Origin of the sequence: Clavibacter sp. CT19, from assembly GCF_027858075.1 — a bacterium.
Lineage (GTDB): Bacteria > Actinomycetota > Actinomycetes > Actinomycetales > Microbacteriaceae > Clavibacter > Clavibacter tessellarius_A.
The window spans coordinates 131,341-150,930 of sequence record NZ_JAQHYR010000002.1 but is presented as its reverse complement, the minus strand read 5'-3'; the positions used below and the strand labels follow the sequence as shown (position 1 = coordinate 150,930).

General features: G+C 75.2%; 19 protein-coding genes and 1 pseudogene. 10 read left to right on the top strand and 10 right to left on the bottom strand.

Going from position 1 to position 19,590, the window contains the following annotated elements; genetic code table 11:
* The first annotated feature begins 1 nt into the window (after position 1).
* Positions 2–790 (top strand): glucose 1-dehydrogenase, encoded by a 789-nt coding sequence (locus tag PED38_RS02920; protein ID WP_063072515.1) that lies wholly within the window; start codon positions 2–4, stop codon positions 788–790.
* Positions 791–818: 28 nt separating this feature from the next.
* Here the strand turns inward: PED38_RS02920 and PED38_RS02915 are convergent, their stop codons facing one another.
* The 4 genes from PED38_RS02915 to PED38_RS02900 form a co-directional block, all read right to left on the bottom strand.
* The gene (locus PED38_RS02915; RefSeq protein ID WP_063072516.1) at positions 819–1,268 is read right to left on the bottom strand and encodes a hypothetical protein; all 450 of its coding nucleotides are present in this window, start codon (positions 1,266–1,268) and stop codon (positions 819–821) included.
* A gap of 238 nt (positions 1,269–1,506) precedes the next feature.
* The gene (locus PED38_RS02910) at positions 1,507–2,571 is read right to left on the bottom strand and encodes an NAD-dependent epimerase/dehydratase family protein (RefSeq protein WP_270979644.1); all 1,065 of its coding nucleotides are present in this window, start codon (positions 2,569–2,571) and stop codon (positions 1,507–1,509) included.
* Positions 2,568–3,506 carry an MTAP family purine nucleoside phosphorylase gene (locus PED38_RS02905; RefSeq protein WP_270979642.1) on the bottom strand — a complete coding sequence of 313 codons (939 nt, stop codon included), beginning with the start codon at positions 3,504–3,506 and terminating at the stop codon, positions 2,568–2,570. Before PED38_RS02905 ends, PED38_RS02910 begins: the two co-directional genes overlap by 4 nt.
* A 97-nt stretch (positions 3,507–3,603) precedes the next feature.
* Positions 3,604–4,377, bottom strand: coding sequence for an isocitrate lyase/PEP mutase family protein (locus PED38_RS02900; RefSeq protein ID WP_270979640.1), 774 nt, complete (start codon positions 4,375–4,377; stop codon positions 3,604–3,606).
* 227 nt (positions 4,378–4,604) lie between these two features.
* Between PED38_RS02900 and PED38_RS02895 the strand changes: the two genes are divergently transcribed.
* From PED38_RS02895 to PED38_RS02860, 8 genes and pseudogenes are all read left to right on the top strand, one after another.
* Positions 4,605–5,900: a molybdopterin molybdotransferase MoeA gene (locus tag PED38_RS02895; protein ID WP_270979638.1), complete on the top strand. Its 1,296-nt coding sequence runs from the start codon at positions 4,605–4,607 to the stop codon at positions 5,898–5,900.
* Complete coding sequence (moaC, locus tag PED38_RS02890) at positions 5,893–6,390, top strand: cyclic pyranopterin monophosphate synthase MoaC (RefSeq protein WP_063072520.1); 498 nt, start codon at positions 5,893–5,895, stop codon at positions 6,388–6,390. Before PED38_RS02895 ends, moaC begins: the two co-directional genes overlap by 8 nt.
* Positions 6,387–6,941: a MogA/MoaB family molybdenum cofactor biosynthesis protein gene (locus PED38_RS02885; protein ID WP_063072521.1), complete on the top strand. Its 555-nt coding sequence runs from the start codon at positions 6,387–6,389 to the stop codon at positions 6,939–6,941. Before moaC ends, PED38_RS02885 begins: the two co-directional genes overlap by 4 nt.
* A complete protein-coding gene (locus tag PED38_RS02880) occupies positions 6,938–7,369 on the top strand; it encodes a molybdenum cofactor biosynthesis protein MoaE (protein ID WP_063072522.1) in 432 nt (143 codons plus the stop codon). Before PED38_RS02885 ends, PED38_RS02880 begins: the two co-directional genes overlap by 4 nt.
* Before the next feature lie 134 nt (positions 7,370–7,503).
* Positions 7,504–9,780, top strand: coding sequence for a bacteriocin-associated integral membrane family protein (locus tag PED38_RS02875; protein ID WP_270979636.1), 2,277 nt, complete (start codon positions 7,504–7,506; stop codon positions 9,778–9,780).
* Complete coding sequence (locus PED38_RS02870; protein WP_270979635.1) at positions 9,780–10,472, top strand: ATP-binding cassette domain-containing protein; 693 nt, start codon at positions 9,780–9,782, stop codon at positions 10,470–10,472. The genes PED38_RS02875 and PED38_RS02870 overlap by 1 nt, the downstream gene beginning before the upstream one ends.
* A 76-nt stretch (positions 10,473–10,548) precedes the next feature.
* The gene (locus PED38_RS02865) at positions 10,549–11,283 is read left to right on the top strand and encodes a glycosyltransferase family 2 protein (RefSeq protein ID WP_270979634.1); all 735 of its coding nucleotides are present in this window, start codon (positions 10,549–10,551) and stop codon (positions 11,281–11,283) included.
* Positions 11,280–11,582, top strand: a pseudogene (locus PED38_RS02860) (DUF2304 family protein); the annotation flags it as partial. The gene PED38_RS02865 and the pseudogene PED38_RS02860, both read left to right, overlap by 4 nt.
* Positions 11,583–11,671: 89 nt before the next feature.
* On the opposite strand, the gene PED38_RS02855 reads toward PED38_RS02860, so the two are convergent.
* The 4 genes from PED38_RS02855 to PED38_RS02840 all read right to left on the bottom strand — a co-directional run bounded on the left by PED38_RS02855 (position 11,672) and on the right by PED38_RS02840 (position 15,646).
* Positions 11,672–12,181: a GtrA family protein gene (locus tag PED38_RS02855; protein ID WP_270979633.1), complete on the bottom strand. Its 510-nt coding sequence runs from the start codon at positions 12,179–12,181 to the stop codon at positions 11,672–11,674.
* Positions 12,178–13,905, bottom strand: a complete 1,728-nt coding sequence (locus tag PED38_RS02850; protein WP_270979632.1) for a DUF2142 domain-containing protein — start codon at positions 13,903–13,905, stop codon at positions 12,178–12,180. The genes PED38_RS02855 and PED38_RS02850 overlap by 4 nt, the downstream gene beginning before the upstream one ends.
* A gap of 136 nt (positions 13,906–14,041) precedes the next feature.
* Positions 14,042–14,212, bottom strand: a complete 171-nt coding sequence (locus PED38_RS02845) for a hypothetical protein (RefSeq protein ID WP_270979631.1) — start codon at positions 14,210–14,212, stop codon at positions 14,042–14,044.
* A gap of 183 nt (positions 14,213–14,395) precedes the next feature.
* Entirely contained in the window at positions 14,396–15,646 is a 1,251-nt protein-coding gene (locus PED38_RS02840; protein ID WP_270979630.1) for an MFS transporter, read from the bottom strand.
* A 148-nt stretch (positions 15,647–15,794) separates the two neighbouring features.
* Between PED38_RS02840 and PED38_RS02835 the strand changes: the two genes are divergently transcribed.
* Positions 15,795–17,612 carry an ABC-F family ATP-binding cassette domain-containing protein gene (locus tag PED38_RS02835; protein WP_063072528.1) on the top strand — a complete coding sequence of 606 codons (1,818 nt, stop codon included), beginning with the start codon at positions 15,795–15,797 and terminating at the stop codon, positions 17,610–17,612.
* 66 nt (positions 17,613–17,678) lie between these two features.
* Here the strand turns inward: PED38_RS02835 and PED38_RS02830 are convergent, their stop codons facing one another.
* A complete protein-coding gene (locus PED38_RS02830) occupies positions 17,679–18,518 on the bottom strand; it encodes a hypothetical protein (protein ID WP_270979628.1) in 840 nt (279 codons plus the stop codon).
* A gap of 59 nt (positions 18,519–18,577) precedes the next feature.
* Complete coding sequence (locus PED38_RS02825; RefSeq protein WP_270979626.1) at positions 18,578–19,474, bottom strand: hypothetical protein; 897 nt, start codon at positions 19,472–19,474, stop codon at positions 18,578–18,580.
* Positions 19,475–19,590 lie beyond the last annotated feature (116 nt).

Genomic DNA, 19,590 nt, shown 5'->3' with positions numbered 1-19,590 from the left:
CATGACCACCACCCGCTTCGCCGACCAGGTCGTCCTCATCACGGGAGGCGGATCCGGCCTCGGCCGCGCCGCCGCCGTCCGCCTCGCCTCCGAGGGCGCCCGCCTCGCCCTCGTCGACATCTCCGAGCAGGGCCTCGCCGCCACCGTCGAGGCCGTCACCGCCGCCGCGCCCGACGCCGAGGTCCTCACCGTCATCGCCGACGTGTCGCAGGAGTCCGACGTCGACGCCTACGTGCAGCAGACCATCGAGCGCTTCGGCCGCATCGACGGCTTCTTCAACAACGCCGGCATCGAGGGCCGCCAGAACCTCACCGAGGACTTCACGGCCGCCGAGTTCGACAAGGTCGTCGCCATCAACCTCCGCGGCGTGTTCCTCGGCCTCGAGAAGGTGCTCGCCGTGATGCGCGCGCAGGGCTCCGGCATGGTCGTGAACACCGCGAGCGTCGGCGGGATCCGCGGCGTCGGCAACCAGTCCGGCTATGCGGCGGCGAAGCACGGCGTCGTGGGCCTCACCCGCAACTCCGCCGTCGAGTACGGCGAGTTCGGCATCCGCGTCAACGCGATCGCGCCCGGGGCCATCTGGACGCCGATGGTCGAGGCGTCGATGAAGCAGATCAGCGCCGACGACCCGCGCGGCGCCGCCGAGCAGTTCATCCAGGGCAACCCGACGAAGCGCTACGGCGAGGCGGAGGAGATCGCGTCGGTCGTCGCGTTCCTGCTGTCCTCGGACGCCGCGTACGTGAACGCGGCCGTGCTGCCGATCGACGGCGGGCAGTCCGCGAAGTACTGAGCGGCGGGCCCGGCGCGACCGGCGCGGGTCAGCTGAACGGCGCGGTGGGCACCTGGCACGTCACGGGCTGGCCCGCCGCGGCCGTCGAGGAGGCGATCTCCTTCACGCCGTCGACGAGGATCCGGCAGGTCAGCGCCTCGCCGTCCCGCGGAGTCGCCTGGACGAAGGCCCAGTCCTCCGCGGTGACGACCGTCTCGGCCGACCAGATCGAGCTCGCCGAGTCGTCGCCGGGGGAGAAGGACACGGTGCCGACCTCCTTCACGATCGACGGGTGACCGCGGCGGGCCGCCTCCGCGTAGGAGACATCCGCGAGCCCGCCGTCCGCCGCCCCCGTCGTGGTCACCTCGTAGGTGATGGCGTAGATGTCGGCCAGGTCGTCGGTGATGTCGGAGCACGCGGTGAGGGCGAGCGTCGCGGCGCTCACGGTCAGGGCGATGCCGCAGCGCATGGCGGCGCGGCGGGATGCAGCGGGGGTCATGCGACCAGTCTCGCGGGCGCGCGCCGGTGGTCTCGTCCGCCGGGGGTACCGTGATGCCCCGCCGATCGGCACCCGGGGACGACGCCCGAGCCGCCTCGCCCGCAGGCGCCTGAGCCGCCTCGCCCGCAGACGCCGCGGCTGCCGCGGCGGCCGCGGAGAGCGGCACGCCCCAGTCGCGCGACACGCCCGCCACGCGCGGCCTTCCCGGCCCGCCCTTGCACGCGCGGTGGGCCGGCGCTCAGCCGACCGCGGTCCGCAGGGGCGCCCTCGCGAACTCCCGCATGCCCTCCTCGAAGCCCACCTGCGGCGCCCATCCCAGCTCCGTGCGGAGCCGCTCGGAGGAGGCCGTGATGTGCCGCACGTCGCCGAGCCGGTACTCGCCCGTGGTGACGGGCGCGGATCCGCCCGCCTCCCGCGCGAGCGCCTCCGCCATCTCGCCGATGGTGTGCACGGTGCCGCTGCCCACGTTGAAGGCGCGGAAGGACCCGGCCTCGCGATCCGCGGTCCAGGCGAGGGCGGCGAGGTTCGCGCCGGCGACGTCGCGCACGTGCACGAAGTCGCGGCGCTGCCGGCCGTCCTCGAAGACGCGGGGCGCCTCGCCGCGCGCGAGCGCCGAGCGGAACAGCGACGCGACGCCCGCGTAGGGGGTGTTCTGCGGCATGCCCGGCCCGTACACGTTGTGGTACCGGAGGGCGGCCGCGCGACCGCCCGTGGCGCGGGTCCAGGAGCTGGCGAGGTTCTCCTGCGCGAGCTTCGTGGTGGCGTAGACGTTGCGCGGATCCAGCGGCACGTCCTCGCCGATCAGCGCGGGGACGAGCGGCTCGCCCGTGGCGGGATCGACCGGATCGAACATCCCCGCGTCGAGGTCGGCGACGCGGCGCGCGGGCGGGCGCACCGGGCCGTCTGCGCCCGCGTAGGCGCCCTCGCCGTAGACCACCATGGAGCTCGCGAGCACGAGCCGGTCGATGCCGGCGCGCGTCATGGCGGCGAGCAGCACGGCGGTGCCGCCGTCGTTCGTGTGCACGTAGTCGGGGGCGTCGAGGAAGTCGACGCCGAGGCCGACCTTGGCGGCCTGGTGGCACACGGCGTCGACGCCGTCGAGCGCGCGGGCCACCTGGTCCGGATCCGTGACGTCGCCGTGCACGAGCTCCGCCCGCGGGTCGATCTCGGGGGTGCCGCCGTGCACGTCCGCCCGCAGCGAGTCGAGGATGCGCACGCGGCGCCCCTCGGCCAGCGCGGCCGCCACGACCGTGCCGCCGATGAACCCGGCGCCGCCCGTGACGAGGAGGATCCCGTCGCTCACGAGCGCGCCCCGTCCGCGTCGGTCGTGCCTGCCGAGCCCGCCGTGCCGGTGACGGGTCGCGCGAGCACGGACGCCACCGCGTCCCGGTCGATGAGCGGCCGGCCGCGGTAGTCGGCCGGGATCGCGCGGATGACCGCCTCGATCGCCCGCACGATGCGCGGCTGCGCCTCCCGGAGCCGGGCGAACACCAGCTCGGCGGTGACGGCGTCGCCCTGCTCGCCGGGGAGGGGCGCGAGGCCCGCATCGGCGTCGGTGACGAACGACAGGTTGACCGTGCCGATGTTGAGCTCGGACGCGAGCACGACCTCCGGGTACTGCGTCATGTTGACGATGTGCGCGCCCGCCTGGCGGAACCACAGCGACTCGGCGCGGGTGGAGAAGCGCGGCCCCTGGATCACGACGACCGTGCCGGAGGTACGGAGCGGCCCCGCGGGATCCGCGCGGTCGCCGCCCTCCAACTCCACGAGCGCGGCGGCGGCGAGGCCGTGCAGCTCGGGGTCGAAGGGATCCGCCGCGGAGAGGTGCTGCACGACGCCCTGGTCGAAGAAGGTGTCGGGTCGGCCCCACGTGCGGTCGAGCAGCTGGTCCGTGAGCACGAGCGATCCCGGCGGGTAGTCCGGCGAGACGCCGCCCACCGCGGACGACGACACGATGGCCGTGACGCCGAGCGACGCGAGCGCCCACACGTTCGCCCGGTAGTCGATGAGGTGCGGCGCGACCGAGTGGTCCGCGCCGTGCCGCGTGAGGAACGCGACGCGCCGCCCGGCCAGCTCGCCCACGGTCACCTCGCTCGAGGTGGGGCCGAACGGCGTCTCGATGCGGTGGGACTCGCTCGTGGCGGGGTCGAGCAGCGCGTAGAGGCCGGAGCCGCCGATGACGCCGATCTCGGCGCGGGGGGCGGATGCGGCGGGCGCCGCGGCGGGGGTGTCGGTCACGTCGTGCTCCTTCGGGTGGGTGGCCAGTCAACCAGGGCGCGGTGGACGCGGGCTCGACCGCATCCGCCGCGCCCCGCTCGACGCGGACGTGACCCGCTCAGTTGAGCGGGCGCGTCCCCTCGGGCAGCGCGCCACCCGCGTACAGGTCCTTCGCCGTGTCCTGCAGTGCCGTGAGCGCGACCCGCTGGGTCCACGGCCCGTAGGAGATGCGGGCGACGCCCAACTCCTCGAAGCGGGCGGGGGAGAGGGATCCGGGGACGCCGATGACCGTGAGGCGCTGCGGGCCGAGCGCGTCCACGAGCGTGCGCACCTCGTCCTCGGTGAGCGGGCCGGGCACGAAGATCGACGTGGCGCCGGCGGCCAGGTACGCGCGGCTGCGCTCGACGGCGTCGGCCAGGATGTCGGACCGGTCGCGGTCCCCGCCCAGCACGTAGGCGTCGGTGCGGGCGTTGAGCGCGAACGGGACGCCCTCGGCCTGCGCGGCGGCGACGGCGGCCTCGACCGCGCGGATCGAGTCGGCGAGGGGGCGCATGCCGTCCTCCAGGTTGGCGCCGACGACGCCCACGCCGACGGCCCGGCGCACGGTCTCGCCCGCATCGCCGTAGCCCGACTCGAGGTCGGCGGAGACGGGCTGCTCGACGGCGGCGACGATGCGGCCGATCATGTCGAGGTGGAGGTCGAGCGGGATCCTCTCGCCGTCCTCGTACCCGAAGGTGGCGGCGATGGAGTGGCTCGCGGTGGCGAGCGCCTTCGTCTCGGGCAGCGAGCCGATGGCGGCGGCCGAGATGGCGTCCCACACGTTCACCACCCGGAGGAGCTCGGGTGCGGTGTGGAGGTCGACGAGGTTCTGCCCGCGGGCGGCGATGGTCATGGTCCGACCCTAGGACGGCCGGGCGGCGGGCGGCAGGGGCGGCTTCGGGACCCGGACACGCGCGTACGGCCGGCGCCTGGGGAGGAGCGGCGGACCCATGCGGGGCCGCAGCTCAGCGCCGGCGACCGGCCGCCGAGCGCACAGCGGCGACGAGCAGCCCCGTCCCCGCCGCCACCACGGCGATCATCTGCACGGCGAGCGCCGCCGCCCCGGGGGATGATGGGCTCATGACCCCCGACCGCCCCGCGGACCGACGACGCCGCACGGTCGACGAGCACCGATCCGCCGTCGAGGCCCTCCTCGCGCCGTTCGCCGAGCTGCCGCCCGAGGAGCTGCCGGTCTCCGCCGAGGCGCTCTCGGCGGATCCGCACCGCCACGTCGGCCGCGTCCTCGCCCGCGACGTGGCCAGCCCCCTCGACCTGCCGCCGTTCCGCAACTCGCAGATGGACGGCTACGCGGTGCGCGCGGCCGACCTCGCGGGCGCGACCGACGCGCGTCCGGCGACGCTCCGCATCGCCCCGCGCATCCCCGCGGGCGTCGCGCCCGAGCCGCTGGCGCCCGGCACCGCGGCCCCCTGCATGACCGGCGCGCCCGTCCCGCCCGGTGCGGACGCGGTCGTGCCCATCGAGGCCGCGACGCCCGACCGCTTCGTCGACGAGGGCGCCGCGGACGCGACCGTCTCCTTCACCGCACCCGTGGATCCGGGCGCGTTCGTCCGCGCGCAGGGCAGCGACCTCGCCGCGGGCGGCGTCCTCGTCGCGGCCGGCACGCGCCTCCTGCCCGCGCACCTCGGAGTCCTCGCGTCCGCGGGCGTGGCGAGCGTCGCGGTCCGCCGCCGCCCCGTCGTGCTCCTCCTCTCCACCGGTCTCGAGCTGCGCGGCCCCGGCGAGGAGCTCGCGCCCGGGCAGATCCACGACGCCAACTCGATCGCGCTCGCCGCGGCCCTGCAGGACGCCGGCGCCGCGGTCCGTCCGCTGCGGGTCGCGTCCGACGACCCCGACCGGGTCCGCGACGCCCTCCGCGACGCCGCGACCGGCGTCGACCTCCTGATCACGACGGGCGGCGTCAGCGCCGGCGCCTACGAGGTCGTGCGCGACGTGCTCGAGGGCGGCGGCGTCGAGTTCGCCTCCGTCGCGGTCCAGCCGGGCGGGCCGCAGGGCCTCGGCACGGCCGAGGTCGGCGGCGCGCGGATAACCGTGGTCGCCTTCCCCGGCAACCCCGTCAGCGCGCTCGTCTCCTTCGAGCTGTTCCTCCGTCCGGTGCTGAGGCGGATCGCCGGCCACGCGCATCCCGACCGCCCGTCCCGCGAGCTGCCGCTGGCGGAGCCGCTCGACTCGCCCGCCGGCAAGCACCAGGTGCGGCGCGGGCGCCTCGACGCCGACGGACGCGTCGTCGCGGTCGGCGGGCCCGGATCGCACCTGCTGCACGCGTACGCGACCGCCACCCACCTCGTCCACATCCCTGCGGACGTCGCCCGGCTCGAGGCCGGCGACCCCGTCACCGTCTGGAGCATCGATGACTGATCCCGCCACGCCGGCCGCCACGCCGTCCCTCACCCACCTGCGGCAGGACGGATCCGCCCACATGGTCGACGTGACCGACAAGGCCGTCACGAAGCGCCGCGCCGTCGCCCAGGCCGTGCTCGTCACGCGGCCCGAGGTGGTCGCGGCGGTGATCTCCGGCGACCTCCCCAAGGGCGAGGCGGTCGGCACGGCCCGCATCGCGGGCATCATGGCGGCCAAGCAGACCTCGAGCCTCATCCCGCTCTGCCACCCGCTGCCGATCGGCCGGATCGAGATCGACATCACGGGGGCCGACGACCGGCTCACGGTGGTCGCGTCGGTGAGCACCACGGGCGTCACGGGCGTGGAGATGGAGGCGCTCACCGCCGCCTCGGTCGCCGCGCTCACGCTCTACGACATGCTCAAGGCCGTCGACGCGCGGGCCGTCATCACCGACGTGCTCGTGCGCGAGAAGCAGGGCGGCAAGTCCGGCGATTGGGAGCGGGCGTGAGCGCCGCGGATCCGCGCGGCCGGGCGGTCGTGATCGTCGCCTCCACCCGTGCTGCCGCAGGGGAGTACGAGGACCGCACCGGACCCGTCATCGCCGCCTGGCTCGCCGAGCGCGGCTTCGAGGTCGTCGGTCCGCTCGTGCGCGCGGACGGACCCGGGGTGGCGTCCGCGCTCGCCGAGGCGGTGGCGGGCGACGCGCGCGTGATCCTCACCACCGGCGGCACCGGCGTCACGCCCACCGACCGCACGCCCGAGGCGACGCGGCCGCTCCTCGACCTCGAGCTCCCCGGGATCATGGAGGAGGCCCGCCGCGTCGGCACGGCCCACACGCCGACGGCCGTACTCACCCGCGGGCACGCGGGCGTCGCGGGCGGCGCGTTCGTGATGAACCTGCCCGGCTCGCCCGGTGGTGTGCGCGACGGGCTGGGGCTGCTCGACGGGATCCTCGACCACGTGCTCGCGCAGATCCGGGGTTCCGTGCACCCGGCGACGGACGCGGACGCCGACACGCGACCCGCCGCCGCGTCTGTGGACGCGGGAGCCGCCTCGTGACCGCCGACCGCGTGCTCTTCGCCCGCATCGCCGGCGGCGCGATCCGCGTCGAGGACTGCGCCGACGCCGTCCGGGCCGACGACGCCGGCGCCGTCGTGACCTTCGAGGGCGTCGTGCGCGACCACGACGACGGCCGCGGCGTCCTCTGGCTCGACTACTCCGCGCATCCGGCCGCCCGCCAGGCGATCCAGCAGGTCGCGCTCGACGTCTCGGCCCGGTACCCCGACGTGCGCATCGCCGTCGAGCACCGCATCGGCCGCCTCGGCATCGGCGACGTCGCGCTCACCTGCGCCGTCTCCTCCGCGCACCGCGCTGACGCGTTCGCCGCGTGCGGCCTCCTGGTGGACGAGGTCAAGCAGCGCGTCCCCATCTGGAAGCAGCAGGCCTTCGACGACGGCACGAGCGAGTGGGTGGCGTCGCTGGGCTGAGCCGCGTGCGGGTGGGCATGTGGACAGACGCGCGCGGCGCCGACCCGGTGTCCTAGGTTCCGGTCATCGGCGCTCGCCGACCCGACCGGAGGGCACCTCGTGCGGCGGAGCGGATCGTCCTCCCCCACAGCCCGATGATCTCGAGGCTCCTCGTCGTCCTCTGCGTGGTGCTCACGTTCGTCGTCGCGGGATCCGCCGCCGTCGACGCCGACATGCGGGACCGCGCGGCGCGCGACGCGGTCGCGGCGGGGTGGGGCTCGCCGTTCGTCGTCCCGGTCCTGCCCGAGACGACGGATCCGGGCATCGTCGCGGACGCCTTCGCCACCGCCGCCCAGGAGACCGGCGTCTCGGTCATCCGCCAGGCGGAGGGCGTCGACGGCGCGCAGGAGAAGACGACGCTCTACGTGCTCCTCGCCGACGGATCGCAGCTCCCGAGCGCCTTCCCGCTGTCGACGGGCCGCTTCCTCACGCCGGAGGAGTCCCGGGGCAGCACCGGCTCCGTCGCCACGGCAGCGGTCGGCGACCCCTCGGCCGTCGGCACCATCGCGGACCTCGGCGAGGACGACCGGTTCCTCATCCGGCCCCTGCGCACCGCATTCGACACCCTGCTGCCCGACGGCGCGTACCGCATGGAGTGCCGGTCCCGGGAGGACTGCCGCGCATTCCTGGAGCGCGTCGCCGCGCTCGTGGACGAGCGCGCTCCCCAGGCGGCCCTCACGGCCGACCTCCTGGCGACGCCGCACAGCGGCGGAGGATCGAGCACGGGCGGAGTCGAGCCGGTGACCGCCGTCGTCGTCATCCTGTTCCTGTTCGTCGTCATCCTCATCCTCTACCGCCAGCTCGCGCAGGCCCGGCGCACGGGCGTGCTCCGGCTGCACGGCCGCGGCACGTTCGAGGTGTGGTTCCTCATCACGGGCCGGCTCCTGCTCCTCACCGTGGGCAGCGCCGGAGCGGTCGCGGTGGCGGCCACGGCCCTCGTGCCCGGGAGCACCGTCGCGCTGGCGGTCGTCGTCGGCGGCGCGGTCGCCCGGCTCCTCGGCGCGCTCCTCGTCGCCTCGTCCCTCACCTGCGTCACGATCCGACGGCTGCGCATCGCGGACGCCCTGAAGGACCGGAAGGACACGCGAGCGCTCTTCTGGACCAGCACGACGCTCAAGGCCGCCGCGACCGTCGCGCTCGTGATCACGGGCGCCACCACGGCATCGCAGGTCCAGGTCATCCGGCACCAGCAGGAGCTGGTCGGCAGCTGGAGCCGCGCCTCGGGCTACGCCGTGTTCCATCCGCAGGCGATCGGCGACGACGGCGAGACCGGGGGCGGGTCGGACCTGGGCCGCCTCGCGAACGAGGCGTACGACCTCTACGACGAGCTCGATGCGCGTGGCGCGCTGTACGTCGACGCGTCGGGGCTGCGGGCCCCTGATGGCCCGGGTCCGGATGGCGGGTCGCGCGGCGGATCGACGCATCCCGCCTCCCTCGTCGTCAACCCCGCCTACCTGACGGCTTTCCCGGTCCTCGGCGAGGACGGGGAGCCCGTGGTCGTCGACGAGGAGGACGCGGACTGGACCGTGCTCGTCCCGGCGACGATGCGCGGACGGGAGGACGATCTGCGGCGCACCTTCCAGGACGCGCGGCGCGGCATGGGGCAGGCGGACCGATCCCTCTTCCATCGCGACGGGGGGCTCGACACGTCGAGGCAGCAGGTGCGGATCATCTGGACACAGCCCGGCCAGCGCCTCTTCGCCTTCGACCCGTCGGTGGGGGCGGATGACGGCGGGAACGTGACGGACCCCGTCGTGCAGGTCATGACCCGGGCGGGCAGCGTCGGGTTCGACCGCGCGAACATGATGAGCGGCGGGATCGGCGATGCCCTCAAGGTCCGTCTCGACGGCGGCTCCACCGACGCCACGCTGGCCGAGCTCGCCACGACGCTCCGGCGCCTCCATCTGGATGACAACCTCACCCACCTGACCACCCTCGACGACCACCAGGCGGCGGAGGTGCAGCGCCTCGACGACGAGCTGCGGCTCCTCGCCCTCGTGGGTGCGCTCCCGCTCGTGGGCGTCCTCGTGCTGACCCTGCAGAGCGTCGGCCTGATGTTCGAGCGGTCCTCCCGCCGGATCGTGATCCGCCGGATGTTCGGCCACGGGCTCGTGCGGCGCTACGCGGAGCCCCTCGGCGTTCTCGGCGCCATCTGGGCGGTCCAGTTCGGTGCCGCGCTCGCCGCGCACGCGTCGGGCTACGCGGGCCTCGGCACCGCGACGGCGGCGGACGGGAGCAGCGCGGACGCGGGCGTCGGCGGGGTCCTGATCACCACGGCGGCCGTGCTCGCCATCGAGCTGGTCGTCTCCGCGGCGTGGGCGGTGCGCCTCGAGCGACGCCGCACCGTCGACATCCTCAAGGGAGCCTTCTGATGCACGAGACCGGATCCACGCACGTCATCCCCGCGGCTCCCGGCACGGTGGTCTGCGAGCTCACCGACGTCACCCGCTCGTTCCGCGGACGACAGGTGGTGCGCGGGCTGTCGCTGCGCGTCGAGGCGGGCGAGATGGTGGCCCTGACGGGTCGGAGCGGGTGCGGGAAGTCCACGGCGCTGAACATGATCGGGCTCCTCGACCGCCCGACGTCCGGCGACCTGCGGCTCTTCGACCGGCCCGCCCCGCGTCCGGGATCCCGGGGTGCGCGTCGTCTGCTTGCGGAGCGGATCGGGTACCTGTTCCAGAGCTTCGCGCTCCTGGACGAGGAGACCGCGGAGGGCAACCTGCGCGTCGCCCAGGCGTGGACGGGAGGCACGCGGCGGTCGCGAGCCGACCGGCGCGAGGAGGCCCTGGCCTCGGTGGGGCTCGCCGACCACGCCCGCGATCGCGTCTACGAGCTGTCCGGCGGCGAGCAGCAGCGCCTGGCGCTGGCGCGGCTGGCGCTCCGGCCGCGGGCCCTCGTGCTGGCCGACGAGCCGACCGGTTCTCTGGATCCGGCGAACCGCGCGCGTGTGCTCGACCTGCTCGACGGGATGCGCCGCCGGGGGACCGCCGTCGTGATCGTCACCCACGATCCCGAGGTGGCCGCGGCCTGCAGCCGGGTGGTGTCGCTCGAGCGCCCGCGTTAGCCCGGGTGGCGTCGCTCGGCCGGCCGGCCCGGCGATCCCGTGCGGGCGCCGCGCGACCTGTTGCTACCCTCGTGGCATGCCCGCCAGCCTGAGCACGACCCTCATCGTCATGCCCGCGTTCAACGAGGAGGAGGCGGTCGGCGCGGTCGTGCGGGAGGTCCTCGGGACCCTGCCCGGCATCGCGTGCCTCGTCGTCAGCGACGGCTCGAAGGACCGCACGGTCGAGGTCGCGCACGCGGCCGGCGCCCGCGTCCTGGAGCTCCCGTTCAACCTCGGCGTCGGCGGCGCGATGCGCGCGGGCTTCCGCTACGCGCAGCGGCACGGCTTCGACAACGTGATCCAGATCGACTCCGACGGGCAGCACAACCCGGAGAGCGTCCCGCAGCTGCTCGAGGCCCTCCAGCGCAAGGACGTCGTCATCGGCGCGCGCTTCGCGGGCGAGGGCGACTACGAGGTCTCCGGCCCGCGCAAGTGGGCGATGAGGTTCCTCAGCTTCACGCTCAGCCGCATCGCGCGCACGCCCCTCACCGACACGACCTCGGGCTACCGCGGCTCCGGCCCGCGCGCCATCGCGCTCTTCGCCGAGAACTACCCGGCCGAGTACCTCGGCGACACGGTCGAGTCGCTCGTCATCGCGGCCCGCCACGGCCTCACCATCGAGCAGGTGCCCGTGTCGATGCGGCCCCGCGCCGGCGGCGTCGCGTCGCACAACCCGGCGAAGGCCGCCATCTACCTGGCGCGCGCCGGCATGGCGCTCGTGATCGCCCTCATCCGTCCGATCAACCGATCCATCAAGGCGGTCACCGCGTGAACCCCACCAGCTACGTCTTCACCCTCGTCGCGGCGCTGCTCGCCGTGGGCGTCGTCATCGAGCGCCTCCGCCGCCGCCGACTCCGCGAGCGTCACGCCGTGTGGTGGCTGGTGGCCGGCGTGGTCGCGCTGGTGATCAGCGTCTTCCCGCCGCTGCTCTCGGGCCTCGCCGCGTTCCTGGGCGTGCAGGAGCCGCTCAACCTCGCGTTCTTCGCGAGCATCGTCGTGATCTTCCTGGTGTGCGTGCAGTTCAGCGCCGAGCTCACCGACCTGGAGGACAAGGTGCGCCGCCTCGCGGAGGAGAGCGCGATGACCGACCTCCGGCTGCACGACCTGGAGAGCGAAGCGCGGGCGGCGCGCGACGCGGCCGAGGCCGCGGCGTCCCGGGATCAGCCCGCCGTCGGCTCCGCGGGGCGCGCGCCCGGCGCGGCGTCGCCGTCGGCTCCGGGGGTCTCGGCATCCGAGGCGACCGGCGCCCCCGCCGACCGGTCCGCGAACACCCAGAACCGGTAGGCGGCGTAGTTCCACAGCGTCGTCAGCGCCGTGGAGACGAACTTGCCCACGATGTAGCCGGCGCCGATGCGGTCGAACAGCTCGATGATGAGCACGGTCGCGAGCGAGTTCACGGCCACGAGCACCGCGTACTTCCAGAGGCTGTGCCAGTCCGAGCGCTGGTGGCGGAACGTCAGGAAGCGCTGCATCACATAGCTGACGAGCAGACCCGCCCAGAACGAGGTGGCGCTGGCGCCGCTGAGGGGCCAGCCGAGCACGTCGCGGCAGACGATGAGCAGGCCGAGGTCGACGACGAACGCCACCCCGCCCACGGCGAGGTAGACGAAGGGCCCGTAGAGGCGGCCGGCGCGGAAGCGCGCGATGCGGCCCGGGATGCCGGTGCTCACGCGGGGGACGACCCGTCGGCGCCGGGCCGGGTGGCACGCGGCGACGCCGCGGACGGCTCGCCGGCATCGGGCTCGCCGGCATCGCCCGCGCCGCCGGGGCGCGATCCGGGCACGACGGCCGGGTGGGCCGCGGCCGCGGCCGCCACCGTGCCCGTGGTCGCGGCATGGCGGCCCGGCGATTCGGCAGGCGCTCCGCGTCCGGCAGCCACCACGGCGAGCAGCACCGCGGCGCCGACGACGACGGAGGCGACGGCCATCGCGACGATCCACGGCTCCACCCCCACGACCGGCGGCGACCAGCGCGGGCGGAACAGCAGATCGGCCCACGAGGCGCTGAGGCCGACCGAGTTGCGGCGCAGGAACGTCATCAGGGCGACGAACGCGGCGAGGCCGTGCACCACGGCGACCAGCACGAGGATCCGGCGGCGCACGAGGGCGGTCACCCGGTCGTAGGCGGGCGCCGCGACGACGGCCGCGATCAGGATCAGCACCACGTACGCCGGCAGGTTGTACCGGCCCTGCCACACGAATCCGGACGTCGTCACCGACGACGCCTGCACGAGCGCGGGCAGGATGAGGAAGCCGACGAGGCCGACCAGGACCGCGCGACGTCCGCCGGGCGGCGCGGGGACCATCATCGCCACGGCCACCAGCACGCCGCAGCCCACGAAGTAGGCGAACACCGCGTACGACGGGATCGCGGTGTCGAGCCAGCCGAAGTCGCCCACCATGTCGCGGGCGTAGTCGAAGGTGCGCTCGAGCATGATCGTGAAGCCCTTCTGGAAGCTCATGCCGGCCCCCTCGTAGACGCCGACGGCCGCGAGCGAGCCCGTGTTGAGGATCCACGCCAGCGCGAGCCCGGTGGACGCGGCGACGACCCCGACGGCGGCGAGCACCTGCGGCCGGCGGAGGTAGGCCCAGAACCGGATCCAGCCGACGAGGCAGGCGCCCGCGACCACGACCAGGCCGAGCCACATGGGCGACAGGCCGCGCGCGTGCACGAGCACGCCGCCGGTCACCGCGAGGAACGCGGCGGTGCGCCAGCTCACCGGGCCCCCGCGGACGAGCCCGCTGACGTACGCGGCGGCGAACGCCATCGTGGCCGCGACCTCGAACCCGTTCGGGTTCACGGCGCCGAACAGCGAGAACGCCGTGGGAGTGAGCCCCGCGAACGCGGCCATGACGGGGAGGACGGGGCGCGGCAGCCGGGCGAGGTACGCGATGGCGGCGGCCGAGAGCAGCGTGCAGAGGAGCGCGCTGACCAGGCGCATGCCGAACACGCCCGTGGTGGTGCCGCCCCAGATCAGGGTCGGCCAGCCGACGAGCAGGTAGTAGAGGGGGTCGTAGAGGCCGGCGCTCGTCTGGGTGGTGACGATCTCGTCGGCCGCGTCCCCAGGCGGGTACCCGGGCGCGCAGTCGGCCGTGGTGTCCGGCTGGTGCCGGGCGCACGAGGCGGGGTCCGAGTACGCGACGCCGGCGGGCACCTGGACGATGCGCACCTGCGGATCGTCGGTGACGTCCCCGAGGTACTGGCCGCGCACGACCGACGCCGCCTTATTGAGGTGCGCGGGCTCGTCCGGGCTCGCGCCGAGCGGCATCGTGACCGCCCAGAGCGCGCTGACCACGCCGATGCCGATGAGGGCCGCGAGGAACACGAGGAGCGACGCCCGACGCTGCCGGCCGTCGACGTGCGGGGCGCGGGCGTGCGGGGGCGTTCGCGTCATGGGTTCTCCGGGATGTGCTGCGCGTGCGGACAGGAGCGGCCGGCGGGCACCCTGCGGACGGCGCGGCGCCAGAGCGGTACCGCGGTCCGAGTCGAGGATAGCCCGTCGCCCGCGCGGCCCCGCCGCCCCGCGACCCCTACGGCTTGGGCGTCTTGGCCGCGTTGTAGCGGCGACGGAGGGCACCGAGAACGATGGTGCCCACGACGAGGATGATGCCGATGATCCCGAGCCAGACGAGGCCCTTGATGGCGAAGCCGACGACGGTGAGGATCAGCCAGAGGACGAGCAGGACGACGATGAATGCCACGGGGGTCTTCCTTCGGTTCGGGCGCGGCCGGACGGGATCCCGACCGGAGGGGCGAGCGGCGGAGGAGGTGCAGCGGGCCGCTCGGCGCCCCGATGCTACCCCGGACCGTCCCGCCCGCGACCCCGGCAGGACGACAGGGCGCACCCCGATCCGCGCCCCGCGCGCCCCCGCGCGCGGTAGCGATCAGGAGACGGCGGCGGCGTCGAGCGCGTCGGCGATCCGCTCGGCCCGGCGCGTGCGGCGGCCGACGAGCTGCAGCACGAGCGCGACCAGGGCGCTCGCGGCGACGAACGCGCCGTAGACGGTGAGGACGATCGGCAGGCCGTCGGCCTGCACGAACACCCCCGCGACCACGCTCGGGACGCCGAACGCGAGGTAGCTCGCGACGTAGACCGAGGAGAGCAGGCTCGCGCGCTCGGCGACCGGCGCCTCGGCGAGCACCAGCCGGAGGCCCGCCTGGAAGCCGGCGCCGAAGCCCACGCCGCCCACGACCGCGGCGACCGCGAAGAGGGGGAGCGACGCGGTCCAGATGGCGGCGACGAGGCCGACCGGCCCGAGCACGAGCGCGACCACGCCGACGACGAGGCTGCGCCGGGCGTCGCGCGTGCGGATCACGATGCCGGTGATCGCGCCCGTGCCCGTGAAGAGCGCGATGGCCGCGCCCGTGAGCGCCGCGCTGTGGAGGCCGAAGGTGTCGCCGAGCACGGATCCGATGAAGGCCAGGAACATGCCGCCGAGCGCCCAGCTCGCGATCATGCCGCCGACGACCGCGGTGAAGACCGAGCGGGCGGCGCGCGGCACCGCGACCGACGGGATCAGCGACCGGAGAGCCCCGGCCCGACGCGGCTGGCGCTCGGGCACGCACGCGACGGCGATCCCGGCCGCCACCATGAGCGCCGCGAGCACCACGAAGACCGTCTCCTCGGGCGCGGGGCCGTAGGCCACGAGGAAGCCGCTGCCGAGCGCGCCGACCGTGAGCGCGGCCGGCGGGACGACGCCGTTGAGGAACGCGGCGAGGCCCGAGCGGCGGGACGGCTGGTGGTCGATCATGCCGGCGCCGAGCGCGCCCGTGGCGAGGCCGATCGCGAGGCCCTGGAGGATGCGGGCGACCACGAGCGCGAGCCCGTCGTGCGCGAAGGCGAACACGAGCATCGCGACCGTGGAGACGGCGAGGGCCCCGAGGATCACGGGGCGCCGGCCGACGTGGTCCGAGAGGCGGCCGGCGGTGAGCAGCGTCGCGAGGAGGCCGGCCACGTAGACCGCGAAGACGGCCGTCAGCACCACCGGCGGCAGCGCCCACTCCTCCTGGTACACCGGGTAGAGGGGCGAGGGCGCGGCGCCCGAGGCGATGAGCACGAGCAGCGTGAGCGCGTAGACGAGGAGGCCGGCGACCGGCTCGCGGCGGGCGGTCACGGCTCGGGTGTCGGTGGTCATGCGCGCTCCTCGCGGTCGGCGGATCCCGGCGACGAGCCGCCGGGCGGGCCGCTCCCCGTCGAGCGCGCGGCCCTCCCGGGCCACGAGGGGAGCCAACGGCGGACCGCTCGCGGGAATTCCCCGGGCGAGGGTCACCTAGGCTCGTGCGGTGGCCCATCTGCTGGGAGCCGAAGCGCTCCACCTCGAGTTCCCGACGCGCGTGATCTTCGACGACGTGACCATCGGGGTGAACGAGGGCGACCGCATCGGCATCGTCGGACGCAACGGCGACGGCAAGTCGACCCTCCTCTCCCTCCTCGCCGGGCGCCTCGAGCCCGACCGCGGCCGCGTCACGCGCCGCCGCGGCGTCACGGTCGGCGTGCTCGACCAAAGCGACACGCTGCCCGACGGCCAGACCGTGGGCCAGGCGATCGTGGGCGGCATCGACGAGCACGAGTGGGCGGGCAACCCCCTCATCCGCGACGTGATCGACGGCCTCGCGTCCGACGTGCCGTGGGACGCCGACGTCGCCGAGCTCTCCGGCGGCCAGCGCCGCCGCGTGGCGCTCGCGAAGCTCCTCATCGGCGACCACGACCTCCTCTTCCTCGACGAGCCCACCAACCACCTCGACGTGGAGGGCATCGCCTGGCTCGCCGGCCACCTCCGCCGCCGGTGGGCGCCGAGCTCCGGCGGCCTCATCGTCGTGACCCACGACCGGTGGTTCCTCGACGAGGTCGCGAACGCCACGTGGGAGGTCCACGACCGCCTCATCGAGCCGTTCGAGGGCGGCTACGCGGCGTACATCCTCCAGCGCGTGGAGCGCGACCGGAGCGCCGCCGTCTCGGAGGCGAAGCGCCAGAACCTGATGAAGAAGGAGCTCGCGTGGCTGCGCCGCGGGGCGCCCGCGCGCACGGCCAAGCCGAAGTTCCGGATCGAGGCGGCCAACGCCCTCATCGCCGACGAGCCGCCCGCGCGCGACACCGTCTCGCTCGCGTCGATGGCGATGCAGCGGCTCGGCAAGGACGTGGTCGACCTGCTCGACGTGTCCGTCAGCTACGGCGACAAGCAGATCCTGAAGGACGTCGAGTGGCGCATCGCACCCGGCGAGCGCACGGGCATCCTCGGCGTGAACGGCGCGGGCAAGTCCACGCTCCTGTCGCTCGTCGCGGGCACGCTCCAGCCCACGACCGGCAGGGTCAAGCGCGGCAAGACCATCAAGGTCGCCGTGCTCACGCAGCAGCTCGACGAGCTGAAGGACGTGCTCGAGGACCGCGTCTCCACCGTCATCGGCCGCCAGCGCACCACGTACGTCGCGGGCGGCAAGGAGATGACGCCCGGCCAGCTGCTCGAGCGCCTCGGCTTCACGAGCGCGCAGCTGTCCACGCCCGTCAAGGACCTGTCGGGCGGCCAGAAGCGCCGCCTCCAGCTCCTCCTCATCGTGCTCGACGAGCCGAACGTTCTCATCCTCGACGAGCCCACCAACGACCTCGACACCGACATGCTCGCGGCGATGGAGGACCTGCTGGACTCCTTCCCCGGCACGCTCCTCGTCGTGAGCCACGACCGGTACCTGCTGGAGCGCGTCACCGACCAGCAGTACGCGGTGATGAACGGCAGCCTCCGCCACCTCCCGCGCGGCGTGGAGCAGTACCTCGAGCTCCGCCGCCAGCCGGCGAACGCCGAGCGGTCGACGATCGCCCGGCCCGACGAGGTCGGCGGCCAGGCCACCGCGACGCTCGGCGGATCCGGCGGGTCGTCCCTCCAGGGCGCGGAGCTGCGGAACGCGCAGAAGGAGCTCGCGAGCATCACGCGGAAGCTCGAGAAGGCCGACGTGCGACGCCGCCAGGCGCTCGACGCCATGGCGACCCACGATCCGGACGACTACGACGGGCTCGGCAAGCTGAACGAGGGCGTGCGCGCCATCGAGGCCGACGTCGAGGCGCTCGAGTCGCGCTGGATGGAGCTCAGCGAGCTGCTCGAGGGCTGATCCGCCGGCCGGGACCATCCGTCACGCCGGGCCGATCCGTCCCGCGGGATCGATCCGTCCCGCCGGTCAGTACGCGAGCGGGACGTCGGGCGAGCTCAGGGTCAGGCGGCCGTCCGCGGCCCAGACGGCGGTGAGCCCGCCGCCGCGCATGCCCACGCCGCCGTCGAACCGGCGCACCGGCATGTCCGCGATCCACGTGACCTCGAGGCCCGACACCGCGAGCTGCGCGGGCGGGGCGCACGAGGCGACGCCGGAGCCGGGGCTGCTGTCCGGGCCCGGACGGGATGCGCTCCACGGGTACACGAGCAGGCATGCGTCGCCGGAGATCGTGCGCGCCACGTAGAGGCCCACGCTCGTCTGCACGCCCCGGATGGTGGTGAGGTCGACGTCGCCGCCCGGCGACCGGGGTGGCCGGTCGGCCTGCTCCTGCGGGCGGGCGAGGATCTCCTCGACCGTGATGCCGCCGGAGGTGCGCGTGATGTCGCTGCCGAGGAGCGACCGGACGCGCGCGGGATCGGGCGGCTCCTCCGCGGAAGCGGACGCGGACGCGTCGGCGGACGGCGTCGCGCTGGTGTCGGCGCCGGGGGCCGCGGATCCGCCGAGGCCCGTGGCGATGCCCGCGCCGGCGAGCAGCCCGAGGGCGAGCGCACCGCCGGCCCACGCGAGCGCGCGGCGGGAGCGGGTCGGGGGAGCCGCCTCGGCGGCGTCGGACGCCGGGTCGGCGCCGTCCGCGTCCGCGTCCTCCGCGGCCCGCGACGCGGGCTCGCGGCGCGTGAGCTCGGCGGCCGCGCGGATCCACCGCTCGTCGGACTCGTCGGCCCCCTGCGCGTAGACGGCCCGCCGGAGCTCGTCGGTCGTCATCGAGCGGAGCCCGCGGTCGTCGTGGCCGGACGTGCGTGGGTGCATGCGCGTTCCCCTTCCCGCGCCGACCCTCCCACATCGCCGGCGGCGGCCGCGGAGTCCGCTCAGTACGCGAGGATGCGGTCCGGCGTCGTCAGCGTGATGAGGCCGTCGCCCGCCCACGCCGCCTCGACGTCGCCCGTGATCATGCCCGTCGAGCCGTCCCGGTTGCGGGACGGGAACTCGGTCGTCCACGCGATGCGCAGGCCGTCGGACGCGACGCGGTCGGGCGACGCGCACGTGACGACGCCCGCGCCGCCGCTCGGGAAGACGAGGAGGCAGGGGTCGCCCGTGGTCGACAGCCCCGCGTACAGGCCGACGCTCGTCTGCACCGCGCGGATGGAGGTGGGGTCGACGTCGGCGCGGACGGCCTTCGGCGGGCGGTCGGCGTCCTCCTGCGGCCCGTCGAACACCGCGCTGACCGGGCGGCTGCGCTGGTCGGAGGTGGAGTCGGGGCCGAGGAGCGCCGGGGTGCCGGGGCTGGCGGACGCGGCGGCGGATCCGGCGGCGGCCGGGGGCGCATCGGCGCCGGGGACCGGGGTCGCGCCGGAGCCGGCGTCCGACGTCGCGTCCGAGGATCCGGCGCTCACGGCCGCGCGGACCGCGCCGCCCGCGAGGAGGCCGACCGCCAGCAGGGCGACGGCCGCGCCGACGAGGCCGCGACGCGAGGGGCGGCGCGATGCGGGCGAGGCGGCGTCGGATCCGTCCGCGTCCGGGGCGCCGTCGGACCCGCCGGCGTCGCCGTCGGCGTCCGCGTCCGCTGCGGCGTCCGCGTCCGCGTCCGCTGCGGCGTCCGCGTCCGCGTCCGCGGCCGCGACGGGCCGGGACGCGCGCTCGCGGCGGGCGAGCTCGGCGGCCGCCCGGATCCACCGCTCGTCGCGCTCGTCGGCCCCCTGCGCGTAGACCCGGCGCCGCAGCTCCTCGAGGGGGAGCGCGGAGACGTCGTCGTCGTCGTCGTGCATGGGCACCTCCGTGGCCGACCCTGCCACATCGCGCGGGCCTCCGCGGTGTCCCCGTGTTACGGCCCGGTTCGACATCCCGTGCCGCCGCGACCTACCGTCGAGGTGCTGCAGGGACG

Excerpts from the sequence above, each read along its gene's own strand:
- PED38_RS02920 (WP_063072515.1), top strand. The coding sequence starts at position 2 with ATGACCACCACCCGCTTCGCCGACCAGGTCGTCCTCATCACGGGAGGC.
- PED38_RS02825 (WP_270979626.1), bottom strand. The coding sequence starts at position 19,474 with ATGCACGACGACGACGACGACGTCTCCGCGCTCCCCCTCGAGGAGCTG.
- moaC (WP_063072520.1), top strand. The coding sequence starts at position 5,893 with ATGACTGATCCCGCCACGCCGGCCGCCACGCCGTCCCTCACCCACCTG.
- PED38_RS02915 (WP_063072516.1), bottom strand. The coding sequence starts at position 1,268 with ATGACCCCCGCTGCATCCCGCCGCGCCGCCATGCGCTGCGGCATCGCC.
- PED38_RS02900 (WP_270979640.1), bottom strand. The coding sequence starts at position 4,377 with ATGACCATCGCCGCCCGCGGGCAGAACCTCGTCGACCTCCACACCGCA.
- PED38_RS02870 (WP_270979635.1), top strand. The coding sequence starts at position 9,780 with ATGCACGAGACCGGATCCACGCACGTCATCCCCGCGGCTCCCGGCACG.
- PED38_RS02830 (WP_270979628.1), bottom strand. The coding sequence starts at position 18,518 with ATGCACCCACGCACGTCCGGCCACGACGACCGCGGGCTCCGCTCGATG.
- PED38_RS02875 (WP_270979636.1), top strand. The coding sequence starts at position 7,504 with ATGATCTCGAGGCTCCTCGTCGTCCTCTGCGTGGTGCTCACGTTCGTC.
- PED38_RS02895 (WP_270979638.1), top strand. The coding sequence starts at position 4,605 with ATGACCCCCGACCGCCCCGCGGACCGACGACGCCGCACGGTCGACGAG.
- PED38_RS02865 (WP_270979634.1), top strand. The coding sequence starts at position 10,549 with ATGCCCGCCAGCCTGAGCACGACCCTCATCGTCATGCCCGCGTTCAAC.
- PED38_RS02840 (WP_270979630.1), bottom strand. The coding sequence starts at position 15,646 with ATGACCACCGACACCCGAGCCGTGACCGCCCGCCGCGAGCCGGTCGCC.
- PED38_RS02850 (WP_270979632.1), bottom strand. The coding sequence starts at position 13,905 with ATGACGCGAACGCCCCCGCACGCCCGCGCCCCGCACGTCGACGGCCGG.